Source organism: Bacillus sp. FJAT-29790 (genome assembly GCF_019039215.1).
Taxonomy (GTDB): domain Bacteria; phylum Bacillota; class Bacilli; order Bacillales; family Cytobacillaceae; genus Cytobacillus.
Map to the genome: position 1 here is coordinate 125,869 of NZ_JAHNZZ010000002.1, position 20,871 is coordinate 146,739.

The following is a 20,871-nucleotide window of genomic DNA, read 5'->3' on the forward strand; positions in this document are numbered from 1 at the left end:
TTCTTTTTATAAAGGAGGAAGACGTTTGATTCAAAATACGAAGGAAACTTTGTGGACGAAGTCTTTTATTATGTTAATGGTTGGAAACTTGTTTTTGTTTATGTCGTTTCAGATGCTAATTCCGACTCTGCCGCCATATATTAAATCGATCGGAGCTTCTGGGCTTGAAATTGGGTTGGTGACGGCGCTATTTTCAATTGGCGCGGTTCTTAGCCGTCCGTTTATTGGCTTTATGCTTGAATATAGGGCGCGGAAACCGCTCGTGCTAATCGGAGCAGCTGCGTTGTTAGCGATCACAATCATTTACCCGCTATCCCAATTAGTTATAATTTTTCTATTGTTCCGGTTTGTTCACGGGCTTGCGTGGGGATGGTCGACAACTGTAAATGGAACGGCTGCTGTGGATGTCGTGCCGAATTCAAGGCTTGGTGAAGGAATGGGTTATTTTGGCCTTTCAGTTACAATCGGAATGATCATTGCTCCCAGTCTAGGTATCTATCTATTTCAGATTACTTCATTCACGAATCTTATTTATATTTCTAGCATTTTAGGTGTGATCGCGCTTGTCCTGCTAGCCATTGTGCGATATCAAACACCTGAAGCAGTAAAGAATATGAAAAAAGAGGATTTAACTTTCTCCTATTTCGGTTCGTTAGTAGAAAAATCAAGCTGGTTCCCTGCGTTCGTTACGATGATTATTTGTTTTGGATATGGCTCGATTGTTACGTTTATTGTCATTTTTGGCGAGGAGCGCGGCATTGACCAGATTTTTCTTTTCTATTTAGTAAATGCCATTATGGCTTCCGTAACGAGGCCAATTGCTGGAAAATGGTTTGATCAGCGAGGGCCAAAAGGACTCGTTCTCTTCTGCACATTTCTGACTTTTATTGGCATGTGGGCGCTTTCTTTCGCACATTCCAATATGCTAATTATTGTTGCCGGTATTCTGTTCGGAGTTGGATTTGGTTCCTTAATTCCGACATTACAGTCGTGGACTTTATCAATGACACCGGCAAACCGTCGGGGAGTCGCTACTGGAATGTTCTTTTCAGCGATCGACCTCGGGATCGGTTTGAGCGGGATCGTCTTCGGGGTTCTTGCCCAGTTTGTCGAAACGGCTGCACTTTTCCAAATTTCTAGTGCCTTTCTCATTATTGGCATCATTGTGACAGCTTTACACGGCCGGAAAAAAGCAGTTGCAAGACGGGAACAAACCTTACCATTATAAGAGCAACGAGCTGGCTTGCAGAGGAATAATCTTCTGCAAGCCAGCTTTTTTGTATTTATGCGTGTAAATTAAGTAGAATAAGAGTAGAGGATTATTTTCCCATTATTAAAATTGTTACAACGGAATACATTAATGTATCAAAAATGAAATTTTTCGTAAAAAATAATTTGTTAGAATACAAGGATAGAGATAAGTACGAAGATGAATGAATCTCTTTTGAAAAAGGACGGGGTAAGCAACACTGGTGCTGCGCTCCTTTCAACATTCGTAAAAAAGAGCTGGTTATTTTTCACGCAGCTATTTTTAAAATCAAAGCCTTGAAAAAAATACACAGCGGGGGAACGATATGACAATAGATAAGCAGCTAATAAATAAAACATATTATGAAACGTTAATGGAGGAGAATGGAAATCTGCATCCGATTAAGGTTCTTGGGAATATGTATATAGATGAACATCAAGAAGAAGTGTCCGATTTATCCTTTATCCGGTTTGCGCAGGGGGAAGTATATTATCATAATCGGGACTTTGAAGCGGCTATTTTTAAATGGGAGAATATTAATAATGAATTAGAACCGTGGGCAAAAAAGAATATGGCCGATGCTTATTCCGAGCTGGATTTACATTCTATGGCAGAAGATATTTATCTTTCAATTAATACGGAGTCAGATGTGTTGAAAACGGAAGCGCTGCTGCAGTTGTTTTCCCTTTACATCCAAAGAGGCAAGCTTGAGTTGGCAGTTGACGCTATCAAGAAAGCCGTGTCCTTAAATCCGGATTATCCGGATGTGACCGACATTGCAAGGTCATTCTTTGAGGAGCATCAGGACTGGCATCATGCGGTCGAACTTGCTGTGAACGAATCCGTTCGCACAGAAGAACTTGCATGGTTTGAAATCATTCAAGCTTATGTGGAGGAAGGGCGGACGGCAAAGCATGAACCAAATTATTTTAATGAAGCACTAACCACGTTATATAGAGTGAGCTTGGCTCGGTTTGAAAGCCTTGCTGTATCGTTATGGGAAAGCTATAAAAATGGTAATCTTTACTTTTCGTGGATTAAAGAGATTAATCACATTTTTTTACATATGGAGGGCGGAAGTTCACATACATGGCATGAACTGTCAGCCTTCTATAACGAAACCTATTTTGAATTAATCAGTGGGAACCATTTAGTAAGGGATTTGTCGGATTTGATTCCAAATCATTTAACAAACTGGGTGAAAATCACCGATCCTTCCCATGCCTTGATTGCATCTGCCTCCATTTTAGCTTGGAGCGAGATATTCACAACGAGTATCGATCCGTCAGCAATCAATAAAGCTGAGAATCACGTTACCCGGTCAGCTCGGTATTTTGATGGATTAGAAGATGGCTATCAGTTGTTTATGATGATTATTAACTGGGCGAAAAAGAACGGAGTCGAGCTTGGGCAGCGGTTTGAATGGATGGTCAGCGAGCTTCTTGATTTGAAGGCCCATCATCTTTTAATAGCTGGTGCAACCGGCAATGGGAAGTCGTCCTTTATCAATTCCGTACTTGGTGAAAACTTATTGGGTGATTCCACCTCCGCAACTGTTATGTTCAAAGATCATGAGGTGGAGGAAATCAAGGAAATTACTGATGAGGGAATACGTGGAATTTCGGATCTCGGTGAATTCCAAGCTAGTTCGGAACAGACGATAATCCGGTGTCAAATGCCAATTACATTTTTGAGTGATCATAAAATCGCTCTGATCGACACACCGGGATTAACAGGCCATAACAAATTCAGAAATGATGTTTTTCAATACTTGCAAATTGCCGACAGCCTGTTATTTGTCCTCAATGCTAATAAACCGTTTATGGATAAAGAGCTAGAAATGCTTATCAAAATTCGTGAGCAGGCACCGGAGCTTCCTATCCATTTTCTCTTAAATAAAATGGATACCATTTACAATGAGCAGGAAGCGATTGATTTAGTTGAAAAAACGACTTCCAGGGTGAATACTTATTTTCCAAATGCGGAGATCTTTGCTTTTTCAGTCCATTATGAAAGAAAAGAGCAGTTAAGGGATTTCGCTGATTTTATAAAGGGAATGAAGGGCAATCGAAATCTGGAAGGAGAACGTACAACTAAAGTGTTGCATTCCATTCGAAAAACGATTAAATATCTTTTGGAAAAACGTGTTGAAATGGAAAATGGTTTCATTGATTCGATTAAATGGAATGAAGAAATGGTAACGAAACTGAATGGGGCCATCCATCAATTGAGTGATATCGAGGAAGAAAAGACGCGTGTCATTAAAAGAGCGTACCGGAAGATTAAGGACGAATTAAAGCGAGGGCTCTCTGAGGATATTCCGGAATTACTGCGAAATTGCTCAGAGCTCATTCTTGAAGATAGCGATTTCGGGAAAATTCATGTCAAGCTAAATGATGAAATGAATAAAAGGATTCAGAGCCATATCGAAGAAACTGTTTTGCCTGATTTTCATCTTGCTATTCAAGAGTGGATTACTGAAGCAAATGAGGAATTTGGTCAGAGCCAGTTATATTTAAATGAAATGAGCGAAGGCTTTAATGATCTTTTCGGGGAAGAAAAACTAAAGTTAGAATGCGATTTTAAGGTTCTAGATGATTGGCGCCGGGACGCTGACCGGATGACGAGAGGCAGCGTACAACTTGAAAAGACGAATATTCTTCTGCGCTTCACACCATCGCAGTTTTTACTGAAAAGTGCCGGTAAGATTTTTGGTGCCTTGCCGCAAAATAAGAGCATGCTGCAAAATAAATATAAGCAGTTTATTGAAAATGAAGACTATAGCGAAGCAGCGGCTAGGATAACTGACAATTTCGTACAGCAATTCGAATTATTCGAAAAAGCGTTAGACAGAGACGTGAACATGTTTTTCCTGAAGCCGGTTGCTGTTTTAAAAGAAACGGTAGAAGAATCGCATACAGAAATCGAATCGAACAAGGATTCATTAAGTGATATGAGGCAGAATCCTGAAACATACAGGGACCCTTTAACACTTTTTGAATTAAAACTCCGCCAGTACGAATGGATGACAAGTGCAGGCGTGGAGAATTATCAATATCGTTAACAACTGCATAACATAATTTAGCCTAAAATCGGAAATAATATTTTAAGAATACACCTTCATATTAACAGAAGGTGTATTTTTATTTTTGCGTTTTCGTAAAGTTTGTTGCTTTTATAATGTGATTTTTATTTAATAATCTGAGTTGATTGGAGCGAAGGGCACTTGACTCCTGCGGGAATAGAGGGAAGCGGGAGACCCCGCAGGCGATAGCGCCGAGGAGGCTCCCGTCCCTCCCCGCGGAAAGCAAGTGTCCGCAGCGGAAATCAACGGGCAAAATTTGTAGGCTAAAACAACAATATATGCGAAAACAGCCTTTTATTTTTGCGTTTTCTCAAATCGTCATAATTGTAATGTTACTTATTTTTTGGTAAGTTATTATTATGTAACATTAGATTGTGGGAGGAAGTACGTTGGAGTGTGTCGATCCTATAAAAGACATCGAAAAGATTAATGCAATAAAAAGCAATTTACTGAAGCAATCAAAGAGAGATCTATTGCTGTTTGTATTGGGTATTAATACCGGAATTAGAGTACATGATTTACTTTCTCTAAAAATTGGTGATGTCTGGGACGGAAAAGGGATAAAGGAATTTCTATCTGTTAATGATGCTGATAGTAGAGATAAAAAAGTTCATTACATTAATAATCAAGTGAAAACGGTATTGCTAAGTTATTTAGCTGGCATGGAATTTGTGGAAAGTGATTATCTTTTTAAGTCAAAAAAAAATGATCTGCCCATTTCACGTCAGCAAGCTTATCGAATTATTAATCATGCGGCAAAAGAAGTTGGGATTACTGGAAAGATAGGTACTCAAACACTGAGAAAGACATTTGGATACCATGCTTATCGTAAAGGAATCGCGATTTCAATTTTAATGGCCATTTATAATCATCATACACATGCAGAAACATTACGCTATATAGGAATCGAAAAAGATGAGGAACAATTTATAAAGGTAGACGTTAATTTATAAACAAGGCTGTTTTCGTAAACTTTGTTGCAAAAAGAGGTGTAGTTGATTTCCGCTCCAGGATGCTCGCTTTCCGCGGGCGGTGATCCTCCTCGGTGCCTTGCGCCTGTGGGGTCTCACCTGTCCCGCTGCTCCCGCAGGAGTCTCGCACCTTCCGCTCCAATCAACGTCATACAAAACCTATTTAAAAACAACAATCATTTTAAAAACAGCCATAAATAAAAACCCCTCCACCTATCATAAAGGCGGAAGGGCTAAATAATCATTGATCATCATCTAGCGGCGCTGTCATGCTGACATTTGTCAGCTTTTTAACAACGTCATCTGTCACTTGAACCTGCAATGTTTCTTTGTTTTTCATAAACTTGAACACACCATTATTAAAATCGGTGCCATGCTCCTTAAAAAAGATTCCTTCGAACTCAACTTCTTTCGTATGGATGAAGCTTAACCGATAGTTTTCCTCTTCTTTAATTAGGTAGGCACGAACGCCTTTTTCAAACTGGCCTTCTTGGTCTCTAAGGGACCTAGCAACTGAAATAATGTGCAGATCGATGAAGGGAATTTCTCGTAACAGAGCGTTGATAATTGACCCTTTTGCGATCTGTTCCCACCGGCTCTGGGCTGTTTGGCCTAGAATGATTTGAGTTATATGTTTTTCTCGAGCAACTTCGGCAATTACTTTCGAGATCGGTCGTTTTTCATTATCTTTGAGAATAAATTCCTCGATGCTATGATGTTCAGCAATTTGCTTCCATCTAGTAATGTAATCTGATTTTTCAGCATCCAGTTCGTCAAAAGGCAAGGGATCAATGGTCAGAATATAGAGCGGGCAATCGAGCATGCTTGCAAGTTTACAACCACGTTGAATCAGACGTTCTCCATTTGGTCCATAATACACACAGACAAGGATGCTTTCGTCCATACGTCCTTTTACTTTTTTCATTTAAAATTCACCTCGAGTTAGATGGCATTTAACAGAGTATGGATTCCATTAAACTATGATTGACTATAGCCCATGACTCTTCGTCAGTCAATCCATATCTGTCGTTACAAGGATTTTTCGTAGTAAGGAGGGAAATTGATGTCTTTGTTTTACGTCGTAATTTTTTTGCCGTTTATATTTGCAATCTTTGTACCATTTATTTATAAGCTGTTCACACCGCGAATACATACGGGATGGTTTGTATTCCTCGTTCCGCTATCAGTATTTCTTTTTTTGCTGCAGTATATCCCCGCCATTTCAAAGGGGAATACGATCTTCTATGATCTCCCTTGGATGCCGTCATTAGGAATAAATTATACAACTTATATTGATGGGTTAGCACTCATTTTTGGACTGCTAATTACTGGTGTGGGTGCACTCGTTGTCCTCTATTCAATTTCCTATATGTCGAAGCACCGCGAAGCGCTTCATAATTTCTACGTTTATATGCTCTTATTTATGGGGGCGATGCTTGGACTTGTCTTCTCTGATCATATTCTAGTCTTATATGTGTTTTGGGAACTAACGAGTATCTCTTCGTTTCTACTGATTGCGTACTGGTATCAACGTAAAAGTTCACGTTATGGTGCTCAAAAGTCGATGCTAATTACGATATTTGGCGGCCTGGCGATGCTGGCAGGACTCATTATGCTCTCGATGCTGACGGATACTTACAGCATACGTGAAATGATTAGTAAGGCAAACGTAATTTCTTCGGATTCATTATTTCTTCCCGCAATGATCTTGCTTCTTTTAGGGGCTTTTACAAAATCTGCCCAATTCCCATTTAGCATTTGGCTGCCTGATGCGATGGAAGCACCAACTCCAATTAGTGCTTATTTGCATTCAGCTACAATGGTGAAAGCTGGTATTTATTTAGTTGCCCGATTTACGCCTGTTTTTGGGGGCAGCTCTGAATGGTTCTGGATTGTTTCAGGAATTGGAATGATTACGTTGATCTGTGGTTCCGTAACGGCAGTTAATCAAAAGGATTTAAAGGCATTATTGGCTTATTCGACAATTAGCCAATTAGGGTTGATTATGAGCCTTCTTGGTTTAGGGTCTGCAGCTATGTATTTTGGGGATGGCGATGCATCAACCATGTATGCCGTTGCGGTCTTAGCTGCCCTGTTTCATTTAATTAATCACTCGACATTTAAAGGGAGTCTGTTTATGGTTGTTGGAATTATTGACCATGAGACAGGGACGCGAGATATTCGAAGATTAGGCGGTTTAATGAGCTTAATGCCTGTGTCCTTTACTCTTACTATTATTGGTAGCTTTTCCATGGCAGGGCTGCCGCCATTTAACGGGTTTTTGAGTAAAGAAATGTTTTTCACAGGTGTTTTAACAGTCATAAAGTATCCGGTTTTTGGAATGGAGGCTTTCGCACTGCTTGTCCCGCTAATTGCATGGGTAGCAAGTGTGTTCACTTTTATTTATTGCATGATTCTTGTTTTGAAAACATTTTTAGGAAAGCATCGTCCGGAGAGGCTCGATAAAGTGGCACATGAAGCCACAATTGGAATGTTAATCCCGCCGATCATTTTAGCTTCTCTTGTCATCGTTATTTTCTTTTTCCCGAATGTGGTTTCACATAATTTATTGCAGCCCGCACTAGTTGGGATTTTGCCAGAGTTCGCTGAAACTGGTGGGATTGATGTGGAAATTAAACCTTGGCACGGTTGGAACACTGAATTATTTATGACGGTCGGAGTAGTCGTCTTTGGTGCTCTGATGTATCGCTACTTGAAAAAATGGTCTTTGTTCTATGGGCTAATCCCTCAATTTTTGATATTAAATAACATCTATAATCAGTCACTTAAATTGATGGAGACGATTTCACTAAAAGTAACCAATCGTTATATGACGGGATTTATCCGTGATTATTTAGTATATATTTTCTCTTTTATGATTCTTGTTCTCGGCGTTGCACTATGGCTGTCAAATGACTTTTCCTTTGATCCTTCAAATGACGCATCAATTAGTTTGTATGAGGGGGGAATCATCTTCTTGATGGCTATTACCGCATTGAGCGTTTTCTTTGCGAATTCAAGATTAACTGCCATTATTGCTGTTGGTGCACTCGGTTACCTTGTTTCCTTGCTCTTTGTTATTTTCCGGGCTCCTGACTTAGCACTTACGCAGCTCGTTGTTGAAACGGTGACAACCGCCTTATTCCTGTTATGTTTCCGCTATTTGCCGGAACTGCGTAAGGAAATCAGCCGGATTCGATTCAAGATGACGAATTTAGGCGTTTCAATCGGAGTGGGTGCCATTGTAACGCTAATGGCATTATCTGTAAATAATCACCGTCTCTTTGACTCAATTTCAGGCTATTTTGAAGGCGCGTATACACTTGCTGGTGCGAAAAACATTGTCAACGCCATTCTTGTTGATTTCCGTGGCTTAGATACAATGCTTGAAATTCTCGTTCTATGTATCGCGGGTCTTGGTGTTTACACAATAATAAAGCTTCAGTTAGCAGGGAGGGAGAAGGAATGAAGCCGAACGATGTGATATTGCATTCCGTGACAAAAGCCGCCGTTGTTATTATTCTTACCTTTTCCATTTATCTTTTCTTCGGGGGGCATCATAATCCTGGCGGAGGGTTTATCGGAGGACTTAGCACGGCGTCCGGGTTGGTGCTTCTCTACCTTGCATTTGATATCGAAACAGTGCGTACAAATATTCCAATTGACTTTAAAAAAGTCGCGGGATTCGGTGTATTACTTGCGATAATGACAGGGTTTGGCTCCATCTTTTTCGATGTGCCGTTTTTAAGTCAAACTTTCGGCCACTTTGATCTTCCGATTTTTGGAGAGACAGAGCTTGCTACTGCGGTTCTTTTTGATGTCGGTGTTGCCTTAGCTGTCATTGGAACTGCTATCACAATTATTCTAAGTATAAGTGAGGATGGATAGAAATGGAAACGTTAATGTCTATTCTTATCGGTCTATTTTTTACGATTGGAACTTATTTAATTTTGTCAAAAAGCTTGCTACGAATCATATTAGGGACATCGATTATAAGCCATGGTGTCAATCTTCTTATTTTAACAATGGGTCGGTTGAAAACAGGCGGCCCTCCATTATTAGGTGAGAAATTTATAGCTTTTACTGATTCACTGCCGCAAGCACTTATTTTGACAGCGATTGTGATCAATTTTGGGGTTACTGCGTTATTCTTAGTACTAAGTTATCGTACGTTTAAAACATTGGGGACTGATGATATGGACCAATTAAGGGGTATTGAAGATGAATAATATTGTCATACTGCCGATTATCATTCCCGCCATTGCGGGGCTGATATTGGTCATCTTTCGGAAAAGCGTTGGTTTTCAACGCTTAGTTAGTATTCTTGCTATTTTAGTCATGGGTTTTGTATCTGTCATTCTAATGGGGCAGATTAGAAGAGAGGGTATACAGACACTTCAGGCAGGAGGATGGGCGCCACCGTTTGGAATTAGCATTGTAGCAGATATGTTTTCCGCTTTACTTCTTCTGAGCACAGGTACTGTGGCCCTTTTCTGTTTATTATTCGCTTTTCAATCCGTTGGAAAAGAGAGAGAAGCTTATTATTTTTACCCGTTGTTTTTGTTTCTAATTACAGGTGTGAATGGATCGTTTTTGACGGGTGACTTATTTAATTTGTTTGTCTGTTTTGAAGTCATGTTAATTTCATCGTATGTGCTTATTTCATTAGGGGGAACGAAGTTGCAGCTTCGGGAATCTATCAAGTATATCTTGATTAATGTTGTCTCCTCTTCCTTATTTCTTCTAGCAATCGCTTATTTGTATGCAATGATAGGGACCTTGAACTTAGCCCATTTATCCATACGTGTGGCTGAGGCAGGGCAAGATAGCCTCATGACAACGGTTGCGCTATTATTTTTAATTGTGTTTGGAATGAAAGCCGCTCTCTTCTTGTTTTTTTGGCTGCCAGGCTCATATAGCGCACCACCGACAGCCATCGCAGCTATTTTTGCTGCCCTTTTAACAAAAGTGGGGATTTACGCGATTTTTCGTATGTTTACACTCGTGTTTTATCATGAACCGCAAATCACGCACTTGTTGATAGGTATTCTAGGAGCAATAACAATGATACTTGGCGCAATCGGGGCAGTAGCTTATTGGGATATTAAAAAAATCCTAACCTATAATGTCATTGTAGGTGTAGGGTTTATCATAGCCGGTCTAGCCTCGTTTACATCAACGGGCATGATGGGGTCGATTTACTATCTCATTCATGACATTTTTATTAAAGCACTGATTTTCCTTTTAGGAGGGACAATCATTCATCTTACTGGTACGAGTAAGCTGAATGAAATCAGTGGTCTCATTCGCAATCATCCCTATTTAGGATGGATATTCTTTATTGCAGCATTGTCCTTAGCAGGCATTCCGCCATTGAGTGGATTTTTGGGGAAAGTCTTTATTACACGCGGTACGTTTGAAACAGGGTACTACTGGTTAGGCGCAATTGGATTAATAACGAGTTTAATGGTTTTGTATTCAATTATGAAGGTTTTTATGAATGTCTTTTGGGGTGAAACTTATTTAAGCAAGGAGATGGAAAAAGGAAAAGCAAAGGGCCCTATAATGTTTCCGCTCGGTTTTCTTACCGCTATTACGATCTCACTAGGATTAGGAGCAGAAGGAATCCATGAATATGTCCGTCTAGCCACTGAGGGCTTATTGAATCCGAATCTTTATATAGAAGCGGTTATGGGCGGGAATCAAATCCGATAAGTAGTACGGAAACTGTCTGAAAATTTGAAAGGAGGTAGAAAATTGCCCATTCAAGTATTAATTAATCTTTTTATCGCCTTCTTATGGATGTTTCTTCAAGATGAATGGAGTGTCTTGTCCTTTTTTAGCGGCTATTTGGTCGGTTTACTCGTTTTATTTAGTTTGCGGCGTTTCTTTCCTACATCCTTTTATCCGAAAAAACTTTTTGCGTTTTTGAATTTATTTTTATTGTTTATTCAGGAGTCGATCTCATCCAGTATCGATATTATTAGAGAAGTGATAAGGCCGAAGATCAATGTAACGCCAGGAATATTTAGGATGGAAACAGATTTAGAAGGTGATTTGGAAATTACTTTGCTAGCATTGCTTTTGACTTTGACTCCAGGATCGGTCGTGATGGAAGTTTCACCAGATAATAAGGTTTTTTACCTTCATGCATTGAACTTGCCGGAATCAAAAAATGCTGTATTCCAGTCACAAGTTAGATATGAGAAAGCCATTAAGGAGGTAACCCGATAATGTTTAATCTATTTTTGATGGGCTGTTTATTTTTCTTGACACTTTCCATCATGGCTGCCCTCTATCGTGTCATTAAAGGCCCTTCTATGCCTGATCGGGTCATGGCATTGGATAACATAGGCGTTAACCTTATTGCCGGAGTTGCCATTCTCTCTATCCTTCTTCGTACCCATGCTTTTCTAGACATCATCCTTTTAATCGGAATCCTCTCCTTTGTTGGCACAATTGCCTTCGCAAGATTTATTGAAAGGGGTGTTGTCATTGAGCGAAAACATATACAGTGAAATTATCGTCGCTATTTTTTTGCTTATTGGAACGATTTTTAGTTTTCTGAGTGCGATCGGATTAATTCGTTTACCTGATGTGTATACTCGTGCTCATGCCGTTTCGAAAAGTGCAAGTTTAGGCGTGCTTTGTACGTTATTTGGGGCTTTTCTTTTTTTCTTGATAGCAGATGGTTATTTCAGTATCAGGTTAATCCTCGGAATCTTCTTCGTGTTTCTAACATCCCCGGTTGTGGCCCATTTATTAAACCGAGCTGCCTATCGTTCGAATGTAGAGCTTGCGAAAGAAAGTGTACAGGATGATTTGAAGGAATTTTTGGGAGGGAACGAGAAATAAGGAAGGAATGCAATAAAACCTGCTGATAATGATCTAATAAATAACGCAAGGAGGAGTGCTATGACCGGAATAGTTGCAATCATTATGGTTTTTTCAATTCCGATAGTCGCAATCGTAACAAGCCACCTTCAGAAACAGTCTAAGATTAAACACAAAATGATTCAAGATGAATTGGAACTTGAGAAACTAAAACACGATAACTATGTAATAGAAACACAAAAACTAAGAATTGAACTTGAACAAATGAAACTTGAAGAATCTAAAGATAAGCCTAAAATTATGTAATAAACTTGTTGTTCTTATTTAAAGAGGAGCAAGATTAAATGATAAAGAGCTGATTAGCATGTTTGATTTAATAAAACATCAAAAAAACAGAGTGTAAAATCGATATTATTTTACGCTCTGTTTTTTTTGTTTGAAATTGGCTGATAAAACCAGTATTTGGCTGACAAATCGGTGAAATTGGCTGACAAAACTAATATTTGGCTGATAAATCGTTGAAGTTGGCTGACAAATTTAAAATGGAGTTTGATGGTGATACATTTATGTATATGTTCCTAAAAAAAGGAAATAACGCTTGTGCCATTTACGCTATATGTCCTCTGTATACAAACAAATGTCTATATATGATAGAAAACCCTTGATTATTTTCTGAATAGGAGTAAAATTAGGATTATATTTTTAGAGATTAGGAGATGTAAGGGATGAAAGTCGTTAAATTTGGAGGATCTTCTTTAGCATCCGGAAAGCAACTCGAAAAGGTTTTTCAAATTGTTGTTTCTGATCCAGAGAGGAAAGTGGTCGTCGTATCAGCTCCAGGAAAACGTTCGGCTGAAGATCGTAAAGTAACTGATTTATTGATTGAGTGTGCAGAGCGATGTCTGCTGGATCAAGACGCAGATGAATTTGTAGAAGCTGTAATAGAGAGATATGCTGATATTGCAGAAGAATTAAACTTGCCTTCTGGCATTGTCGAGGAAATTCATGCTGATTTATTAAAAAGGTTGAATGGAGATAGAAGTAAACCTGATCGTTTCATAGATGCAATGAAAGCGAGCGGAGAGGATAACAATGCGAAATTAGTAGCTGCTTACTTCCGTAAACAGGGAGTTGAAGCTCATTATGTTAACCCAGGAGAAGCTGGGCTCCTTGTCAGCGATGAACCAGGAAATGCGCAAGTGCTTCCTGAATCGTATGATCGCTTGTTTTCGTTGCGTGAACGGTCTGGGCTCTTAATTTTCCCAGGATTTTTCGGCTATAGTGAAGAGGGAGAAGTGTTTACATTTTCACGGAGTGGCTCAGATATTACAGGTTCCATTCTTGCAAACGGATTGAAAGCCGACTTATATGAAAACTTTACGGACGTGGATGCCGTTTATTCAGTCAATCCGTATATCGTTGACAGGCCAAAGGAAATTAAAGAATTAACTTATCGGGAGATGCGCGAGTTATCTTATGCTGGCTTTAGCGTTTTACATGATGAGGCACTTGTTCCGGCATTCCGAGCGGGCATTCCCGTTCATATAAAGAACACAAACAATCCTTCCGCACCAGGGACGAGAATTGTAAATGACCGGGACAACACGAATGGGCCTGTCATCGGCATTGCAAGTGATCAAGGCTTTTGCAGTATTTATGTCAGCAAATACTTAATGAACAGGGAAGTTGGATTTGGACGCAAGCTATTAGGGATTTTAGAAAGCTTCGGTCTTTCCTATGAACATACACCTTCTGGAATTGACGATATTTCCATAATCTTAAGAGAAAACCAACTCAATTCCGCAATGGAAAACGAAATTAGAAAGCGTATTGATGCAGAACTCCATGCAGATGAAGTCATAATCGAGCGAGGCCTAGCTCTCATTATGGTCGTAGGTGAAGGTATGCGTCATAATGTTGGCACAACAGCGAGAGCTTCAAAAGCCTTGGCAAATGCAAAGGTCAATATTGAAATGATCAACCAGGGCTCCTCTGAAGTCAGCATGATGTTCGGGGTTAAGGAAATTGATGAAAAAAGAGCAGTACAGGCGCTGTACGAAGAGTTTTTTGCAGCAGTGCTAGTTTAATGGAATTGGCATCATCCGAAGATAGACGTAGTTGGGGTGCCTGATTTTATGTGGGGAGGATAAATGTATTTCCTCCATCTAGTAATAAAAAAAGAGTTGACGCAAAGCATCAACTCTTTTTTTATTAAACCAATTTCTCAAAATTCACGCGCTTATTCAGAGCATATATAATTGGCATTCCCACGGCCATGACGATAAATTCGCCGATTGCAGTTGTAAGCCACGTAAACATAAATGGCAAACCAAAAGCAAGATGAAGTTCAAGGGCGATAAGGAACATGGTAATCGTGAAGACAATCGTGTTCACTACCATCCGTGCCCAAATGTTTTTTACGAAGCGGCAGCAGGCAATTGTGATCAATAACGAAATCATCGTTTGTCCGACACCGAAAATTAAATCGTAAGCTTTCATTGGCGAAAACAATAGATTCGTTAAAAATACACCTAATACCATTCCATAAATATATTTTTTATTGAAAACGACTAGGTGGTTAAACATTTCGGATACCCGAAACTGGATTTGGGTAAACCCAAAAGGCTGAATTAGCATGGAGACTGCGATATATAAAGCTGCTAGTACTCCATTTCCGACAAGCGTTCTTATATTCATTATTCCATTCTCTCCTTAGTTTTTTATCGTGGGAGGGTTACGAACCACGTGAGTACGCTCAAATATAATATATTAATATAGGTGATGGAATTATTCAATGGAAAAGTGTGGGGAGGCGCAAGATTGAATGTAAGTCAATTTCTTTCATAAAATACTTCCGTTATATCCACTTTATCTCCTGTAATTTTAAGGCTGTTTTCGTAAAGTTTGTTGCTTCTATAATGTGATTTTTATTTAATAATCTGAGTTGATTGGAGCGGAGGGCACTTGACTCCTGCGGGAATAGAGGGAAGCGGGAGACCCCGCAGGCGGTAACGCCAGGAGGCTCCCGTCCCTCCCCGAGGAAAGCAAGTGGCCGCAGCGGAAATCAATGGGCAAACTTTTTAGGCTGAAAAACAACTATATATGCATATGCGATAATAGCTAATTTTAATAATTAACGTGGAGCCCTAATCAGGGAAACCATCGGATATATCGATGAATAACAAAACCAACAGACCAAAACGCTGAGCGAATTGGTCTGTGTTATGAATATTATTCATTTTATTTTACTAACATTTAAATCAACCGGATGAAGTTTATTTTTGCTTAAAGAAATCCATAAAAGCATGGTAAATTTCCAATCCCTGATAAAAGAACAGGCTTGAAGCAGTAACTGAAAATAAACCAATGATTAAGAATCGAATCCACATATATTTTCCTCCTTTATTGTCATTTCGAGTTTTGACAACTAAGGAGTGTGGACACATAGTTCGCCTGGTAAAAGACTGGGGTTAGGATAATAGATCGTCTGTCGGTTTGGAAAAAAAGGGCACGAAACAAGAAAAGAATGAGAATCAAAAAAGCAATGGATTCTGTTACTGCGAACGGCATAAATGGGTGCTTTTTATTATCAACTTTTAAATGAAGGCTTTCAGCTGAATCATTTATCACAATAATTGCTTTGCTTTTTTGCATCGTCAGCGCTTTGACATTCCCACCAGGGTAATGGGAGATCAGAAAAGATAAAAAGGCAAACAACAGCATAATCGATAAGACTCGCTTCTTTTCCATCTGCCCACCTCCCTTTAAAATGATTGTTTTTATCATAACGACTATTTTAATGTGTGTAAATATAAATATTCTGACATTTTTCTCGAATTGCATATTATTCTATGAATCAAGTTTTGAAAAGGAAGGGCTAAAAGATAGGAAGATGAAAGTTTATCCACTAACTTGTAACAAAGCTGTCACTTATAAAAACTTGACATTATTATTTTTATATATTATTCTAAATTTAGAGAAAATTTAATATTAGCGGATGACGGTTGTGGGAGAGTGCAATGCGACAGGCCACCGAAGGAGCAAGTTCCAAAAATACCCTTGGAACTAATCTCTCAGGTAGATAGAACCACAACAAGACGCATCTCTGGAGAGCGCGTTATAAAATAGTACGCCACCAAAGGGGAAACACTCAATTACTAATCGAGTTAAACTTTCAGGTAAAAGGACAGAGAAGGGGAGAAATACTACACTACCCTTCTCTGTTCTTTTTTGTGTTCAAAAAAGAGCAGTAGGTTGAATCCTATTTAAAAAGAAGGGTCCGTAGTAAAAAAAGACCTTTAACTATAAGATTTTCGGGAGGAAAGCAACAGATGAAAAAAGAATATGATGTGGTCGTTATTGGTGGAGGAACGGGCGGATATGTTGCAGCTATTCGCGCGTCACAATTAGGTTTAACAGCTGCGGTCGTAGAAAAAGGAAAACTTGGCGGAACATGCCTCCATGCTGGCTGTATCCCGAGCAAGGCATTATTAAGAAGTGCTGAAGTCTATGCGACGACAAAAAACGCAGAAGCGTTTGGCGTTATTGCCCCGGAGGTTGGACTTGACTTCTCTAAAGTACAGGCAAGGAAAGCAGAAATTACAGATCGTTTATTTAAAGGTGTACAACATTTAATGAAAAAAGGAAAAATTGATGTTTACGAGGGAAAAGGTAGAATCTTAGAGTCAGAAGATATCGCAGTGGAAATGAACAATGGAGATGGGGAAGTTACCTTAGCACCCCGAAATATTTTGATTGCAACAGGATCACGCCCAAGAACACTTCCGGGCTTAGAAGCGGATGCGAAGTATGTGATGACATCGGATGAAGCATTACAAATGGAAGCACTGCCAAATTCGATTATTATTGTTGGTGGCGGGGTTATCGGAATGGAATGGGCATCAATGCTCGTTGACTTCGGTGTAGAAGTAACCGTAATTGAATATGCGGATCGAATTTTACCAACGGAAGATAAAGATGTGTCAAAAGAAATCCAACGTTTAATGAAGAAAAAAGGTGTAAAAATAGTAACAGGGGCAAAAGTTCTTCCGGAATCATTGGAAAAAGGCGAGGGTGTTTCGATTAAGGCGGAGCATAAAGGGGAGGAAAAGTCATTTACTGCAGATAAGCTGCTAGTATCCGTCGGCCGATTGGCTAATGTAGAAGGCGTTGGCCTTGAGAATACGACAGTTGAAGTAGATCGCGGGATTATTAAAGTGAATGAAAACTATCAAACAAATGAACCAAATATATATGCAATCGGTGATGTCATTGGCGGTTTACAGCTTGCCCATGTTGCTTCACACGAAGGAATCATTGCAATTGAACACATTGCAGGGAATAGTCCAGCAACCCTTGATCCGACGCTTGTTTCAAAATGTATTTATTGCAGCCCGGAAGTAGCGAGTGTAGGACTAACAGAAGATGAAGCAAAGGAAAAAGGACATGACGTCAAAATAGGAAAATTCTCATTCCGAGCAATCGGAAAGGCTCTTGTGTTTGGTGAATCTGATGGTTTTGTCAAACTAGTTGTAGAAGAGGAATCTAATAAGCTATTAGGCGTGCATATGGTTGGACCGCATGTGACCGATATGATAACCGAAGCTGCGCTTGCCCGAGTACTAGATGCAACAGCCATGGATATTGCTAATACGATACATCCGCACCCAACGTTAGCTGAAGCAATTGGTGAAGCGGCGCTGGCGGTAGACGGGAAGGCAATTCACGCTTAGATACAGGTGTTACCCGATTTTTGGAGCATTTTGTTGAAAAGAGCTAGCGGGGATGCGAGTTATTATAACAGCAAAATTGAAGGGAGCTGAAAAAAATGAAAAGGAAAAAATTATCTTTTGCTGAGTTAATTAGAAGAAACAAAGAAGAGCTTCTAAGAGATAGGGCTCAACTCGAAAAAATTGAAAAACGTCTTGATGAAAGATATGAGAAGGCTAAATAAGGATGCACATGAAATAGAAGAGCACATATGATTAGAGGTTAACCCCATTTGGTTGGCCTCTTTTGTATGCCTGCCTAATTTGTAATTAGAACTTCAGCAAAATAATAGGATAAACTTGCGATAGAAATGTGGTTCAATTAGATGAAGAGTATTGGTTAAACAAAACGGATCAATTTATCTTTGTTTTTTTGAATTTTATTTTTGTTCTTTCAACATTTTTATTGATATACTATCGTTTTGCGTAGGAATTTGGACTGGAAAGAAAGATTCCCGAAAGAAATACAAACATAGCTTTCAATCAAACGCTTTGATTGAAAGCTTTTGAGTGTTTAGGATTTTTTAGAAACCGTTTAAAGTCATGTTAAAGTAATACATCGCCGTCACCGACGGCGGTCTAGCTGAAAGGAAATTAAGGAAATGAAAAAGTTAACATTTGTAATTCCAATTATGATCCTTGTAGCATTTATTGCAATGTGGATGCTTAAGAAGGATTACTCAGAAATTGACCTTGCAACAAGAATGATTATTGCAGCAGGTGCTTCTATTCTATCAGGGGTAATCTCGTTTTTTTTAATCGGTGCAGATAAAGGGAGAAATTAGAGTAAAGGAACGCCTTACATTTTTGCGAACGTCTATACTCTAAAAATAAGATTGTTTATTCGTACAAGGTAATTTGCAAAGAGTAAGCGCAATTGTTTGACAATTCTTCGGACTTGTTCTAATGATTATAGTAATTAATTTAACTTTATTCAGCAGAAGTCTCTTAGCGATATAAGTGGCAAGATGAATGTAAACAGGTAACCAATTCATTGGGGATTCAAACCCCGGCTGAATAAAGTTAAGCCTCCGGCGGAAGCCTCAGATTTTTAATGAAATTTATCGAGTAAGTAAGGTAAAAATCAGGGCGCAAATACGCCAAGGCGAATTTGATTAGAGCAGAAGTTTAGAGGTGTGTTATATGGGATTGCCAGACAAATATGAACCAAGTGATTTTTCACAAGAAAAGAAATTGAAACGGGCCGGCTTTTTTCGAGATATGACTAGTCAGAACGTCTCCTCTGGACTGATTTCTAGTACCTTGGTCATGACGGGTCCAGCCATTATTATTTTACAAGCAGCCTCTGCTGGTGGATTTACGGATCAGCAGACGATCAATTGGATGTTTGCTGTCTATTTCTTTGGCGGAATTTTTGGAATTCTGATGCCGTTGCTGTTTCGAATTCCGATTACCGGTGGGCATTCGATTACCGGTGTGGCCTTTTTAGCAACGGTTACTGCCCAATTTACATACCCGCAGCTGATTGGCGGATATGTCATGTCAGGACTACTAATTTTGTTAGTCGGGATGTCCGGCCTTTTTACAAAAATTATTAAATGGGTGCCAAAAGAGGTTATTGCTGCGATGCTGGGCGGATTAGTTGCTGGCTATGTTGTTCAATTGGTGTCTGCTGTTAAAGTGCTGCCGATAGTTGGCGTTGCTGCCGTCGTCAGTTTCTTCATTTGCACGAAATATATGAAGCGGCTTCCCCCGGTCATGGTGGCTGTTGTCGTTGCTTTCATTGCCTTGTTTCTAACACAGGATTTGGTCCCAGCTAAGGGAATTCCATTTTTCTTACCAACTTTACAAATGCCTGAATTCACCTTGATGGGCCTGCTGACACTTGCTCTCCCACTTGCGATGCTAATATTAAGCAATGACGCGGCACCAGGAATAGGAGCATTAGAAAGCTCTAATTTTAAGCCGCCGATTCGGAAAATCATTTCCTGGAGTGGTGTTTTTTCCGTTATTGCTAGCTTTTTTGGCGGACAAAGCGCCAATATTGCCGGTATGATGACAGCGATCTGTTCTGGTCCGGATTCCGGACCTAGATCTAAGCGGTATATGGCATCAGTAGTTTCTGGCATCGTGATCTTATTATTTGGTATTTTTGCTTGGAAGATTGTACCTTTCATTCAATCGCTGCCACAGGCATTTGTTTCCATGCTAGCAGGTTTTGCACTGATTGCGGTATTGCATTCCAGTTTGCAGATGGGCTTTTCCGGAAACCGCTATCGATTAAGCGCACTAACTGCTTTTATTGTTACCATGTCAAATGTGTCATTCCTGCATATCAGCGCGCCGGTATGGGGGCTTGTCTTCGGTGCAGTCGTGGCACGGGTGATTGAGAATAAGGATGTTGGTTAAGTTTTGAGTGCCAGTCAATGCATATGAGTTTTGTTGGTTGGCAAAGTGCACGGTCCAGTTTTGCGTCTTTTTACGGGGAAACGTGAAAAAAACACGACCATCTTTTTCATTAAAGAGAATATCTAGCCTCATTTCAAAATAAGATGAACTATCTTCTGTGGAATGAGGTGATAGAATTGAACAAAGATGTAGGTTCCTTGGTTACAAAGGAGATGCTAGCACATTACATTGAATTAAACCGTAAGAAAAAGGGAATTGAAACGCAATTGGATGAGTTGAAAAAGGTTATTAATCTTTATTTTGATATGTCAGTTGGTCATAATGTTAGAGGGGAAATTACCCTTAGTGATTACAAATTACAAAGACAAGTTAGGAAAATAGAAAAGTATGAACAAGAAGAAACAGTTAAAAGGTTAGAAGAATTAAATCTGATGGACCTTATTCAAAAAAGGCCTGATGAGAGAAAAATAAAATCAGCTTTAGATCTAGGATTATTAAAGGACGAAGATTTAGCAGGTTGTAGGATTATTAACACTTCACAGGCGATTTATGTAAAACATTTAGATTCTAAATAAGCTAATTAGGCGCCGGTCA

20 protein-coding genes and 2 riboswitches are annotated in these 20,871 nt (G+C 39.4%); of the genes, 17 read left to right on the forward strand and 3 right to left on the reverse strand.

Going from position 1 to position 20,871, the window contains the following annotated elements; genetic code table 11:
• The first annotated feature begins 70 nt into the window (after positions 1 to 70).
• The 3 genes from BGM26_RS15635 to BGM26_RS15645 all read left to right on the forward strand — a co-directional run bounded on the left by BGM26_RS15635 (position 71) and on the right by BGM26_RS15645 (position 5,287).
• Positions 71 to 1,228 (forward strand): MFS transporter, encoded by a 1,158-nt coding sequence (locus tag BGM26_RS15635; protein ID WP_217041200.1) that lies wholly within the window; start codon positions 71 to 73, stop codon positions 1,226 to 1,228.
• 346 nt (positions 1,229 to 1,574) lie between these two features.
• Positions 1,575 to 4,313, forward strand: a complete 2,739-nt coding sequence (locus BGM26_RS15640) for a dynamin family protein (RefSeq protein ID WP_217040905.1) — start codon at positions 1,575 to 1,577, stop codon at positions 4,311 to 4,313.
• Positions 4,314 to 4,723: 410 nt separating this feature from the next.
• Positions 4,724 to 5,287 (forward strand): tyrosine-type recombinase/integrase, encoded by a 564-nt coding sequence (locus tag BGM26_RS15645; protein ID WP_217040906.1) that lies wholly within the window; start codon positions 4,724 to 4,726, stop codon positions 5,285 to 5,287.
• A 259-nt stretch (positions 5,288 to 5,546) separates the two neighbouring features.
• On the opposite strand, the gene BGM26_RS15650 is transcribed toward BGM26_RS15645, so the two are convergent.
• Positions 5,547 to 6,230 carry a universal stress protein gene (locus BGM26_RS15650; protein ID WP_217040907.1) on the reverse strand — a complete coding sequence of 228 codons (684 nt, stop codon included), beginning with the start codon at positions 6,228 to 6,230 and terminating at the stop codon, positions 5,547 to 5,549.
• 138 nt (positions 6,231 to 6,368) lie between these two features.
• Here BGM26_RS15650 and BGM26_RS15655 point away from each other — a divergent pair, with 138 nt between their 5' ends.
• From BGM26_RS15655 to BGM26_RS15695, 9 genes are all read left to right on the forward strand, one after another.
• Complete coding sequence (locus BGM26_RS15655) at positions 6,369 to 8,774, forward strand: Na+/H+ antiporter subunit A (RefSeq protein WP_217040908.1); 2,406 nt, start codon at positions 6,369 to 6,371, stop codon at positions 8,772 to 8,774.
• The gene (locus BGM26_RS15660; RefSeq protein WP_217040909.1) at positions 8,771 to 9,193 is read left to right on the forward strand and encodes a Na(+)/H(+) antiporter subunit B; all 423 of its coding nucleotides are present in this window, start codon (positions 8,771 to 8,773) and stop codon (positions 9,191 to 9,193) included. Before BGM26_RS15655 ends, BGM26_RS15660 begins: the two co-directional genes overlap by 4 nt.
• 2 nt (positions 9,194 to 9,195) lie before the next feature.
• Complete coding sequence (locus BGM26_RS15665; protein WP_217040910.1) at positions 9,196 to 9,534, forward strand: Na(+)/H(+) antiporter subunit C; 339 nt, start codon at positions 9,196 to 9,198, stop codon at positions 9,532 to 9,534.
• Positions 9,527 to 11,020: a Na+/H+ antiporter subunit D gene (locus tag BGM26_RS15670; RefSeq protein WP_217040911.1), complete on the forward strand. Its 1,494-nt coding sequence runs from the start codon at positions 9,527 to 9,529 to the stop codon at positions 11,018 to 11,020. The genes BGM26_RS15665 and BGM26_RS15670 overlap by 8 nt, the downstream gene beginning before the upstream one ends.
• A gap of 42 nt (positions 11,021 to 11,062) precedes the next feature.
• The gene (locus tag BGM26_RS15675) at positions 11,063 to 11,539 is read left to right on the forward strand and encodes a Na+/H+ antiporter subunit E (protein WP_217040912.1); all 477 of its coding nucleotides are present in this window, start codon (positions 11,063 to 11,065) and stop codon (positions 11,537 to 11,539) included.
• On the forward strand, positions 11,539 to 11,823 hold the full coding sequence (locus BGM26_RS15680; protein WP_217040913.1) for a Na(+)/H(+) antiporter subunit F1: 285 nt from the start codon (positions 11,539 to 11,541) through the stop codon (positions 11,821 to 11,823). The genes BGM26_RS15675 and BGM26_RS15680 overlap by 1 nt, the downstream gene beginning before the upstream one ends.
• On the forward strand, positions 11,801 to 12,160 hold the full coding sequence (mnhG, locus tag BGM26_RS15685) for a monovalent cation/H(+) antiporter subunit G (protein WP_217040914.1): 360 nt from the start codon (positions 11,801 to 11,803) through the stop codon (positions 12,158 to 12,160). The genes BGM26_RS15680 and mnhG overlap by 23 nt, the downstream gene beginning before the upstream one ends.
• Positions 12,161 to 12,220: 60 nt before the next feature.
• Positions 12,221 to 12,445 (forward strand): hypothetical protein, encoded by a 225-nt coding sequence (locus BGM26_RS15690; RefSeq protein ID WP_217040915.1) that lies wholly within the window; start codon positions 12,221 to 12,223, stop codon positions 12,443 to 12,445.
• A gap of 419 nt (positions 12,446 to 12,864) precedes the next feature.
• Positions 12,865 to 14,226 carry an aspartate kinase gene (locus tag BGM26_RS15695; RefSeq protein WP_217040916.1) on the forward strand — a complete coding sequence of 454 codons (1,362 nt, stop codon included), beginning with the start codon at positions 12,865 to 12,867 and terminating at the stop codon, positions 14,224 to 14,226.
• Between the two features lie 124 nt (positions 14,227 to 14,350).
• On the opposite strand, the gene BGM26_RS15700 is transcribed toward BGM26_RS15695, so the two are convergent.
• The gene (locus BGM26_RS15700; RefSeq protein ID WP_217040917.1) at positions 14,351 to 14,836 is read right to left on the reverse strand and encodes a QueT transporter family protein; all 486 of its coding nucleotides are present in this window, start codon (positions 14,834 to 14,836) and stop codon (positions 14,351 to 14,353) included.
• Between the two features lie 9 nt (positions 14,837 to 14,845).
• Positions 14,846 to 14,890: riboswitch (PreQ1 riboswitch) on the reverse strand.
• A gap of 657 nt (positions 14,891 to 15,547) precedes the next feature.
• The gene (locus BGM26_RS15705) at positions 15,548 to 15,889 is read right to left on the reverse strand and encodes a hypothetical protein (RefSeq protein WP_217040918.1); all 342 of its coding nucleotides are present in this window, start codon (positions 15,887 to 15,889) and stop codon (positions 15,548 to 15,550) included.
• Between the two features lie 345 nt (positions 15,890 to 16,234).
• A riboswitch (glycine riboswitch) is annotated at positions 16,235 to 16,339 on the forward strand.
• Between the two features lie 131 nt (positions 16,340 to 16,470).
• Here BGM26_RS15705 and lpdA point away from each other — a divergent pair.
• From lpdA to BGM26_RS15730, 5 genes are all read left to right on the forward strand, one after another.
• Complete coding sequence (gene lpdA, locus BGM26_RS15710) at positions 16,471 to 17,871, forward strand: dihydrolipoyl dehydrogenase (protein ID WP_217040919.1); 1,401 nt, start codon at positions 16,471 to 16,473, stop codon at positions 17,869 to 17,871.
• 95 nt (positions 17,872 to 17,966) lie between these two features.
• Positions 17,967 to 18,092, forward strand: a complete 126-nt coding sequence (locus BGM26_RS15715) for an FbpB family small basic protein (protein ID WP_217040920.1) — start codon at positions 17,967 to 17,969, stop codon at positions 18,090 to 18,092.
• Between the two features lie 417 nt (positions 18,093 to 18,509).
• Entirely contained in the window at positions 18,510 to 18,692 is a 183-nt protein-coding gene (locus BGM26_RS15720; RefSeq protein ID WP_217040921.1) for a histidine kinase, read from the forward strand.
• A 358-nt stretch (positions 18,693 to 19,050) separates the two neighbouring features.
• Positions 19,051 to 20,277: a benzoate/H(+) symporter BenE family transporter gene (locus BGM26_RS15725; protein WP_217040922.1), complete on the forward strand. Its 1,227-nt coding sequence runs from the start codon at positions 19,051 to 19,053 to the stop codon at positions 20,275 to 20,277.
• A 176-nt stretch (positions 20,278 to 20,453) separates the two neighbouring features.
• Positions 20,454 to 20,852, forward strand: a complete 399-nt coding sequence (locus tag BGM26_RS15730; protein WP_254119602.1) for a hypothetical protein — start codon at positions 20,454 to 20,456, stop codon at positions 20,850 to 20,852.
• Positions 20,853 to 20,871 lie beyond the last annotated feature (19 nt).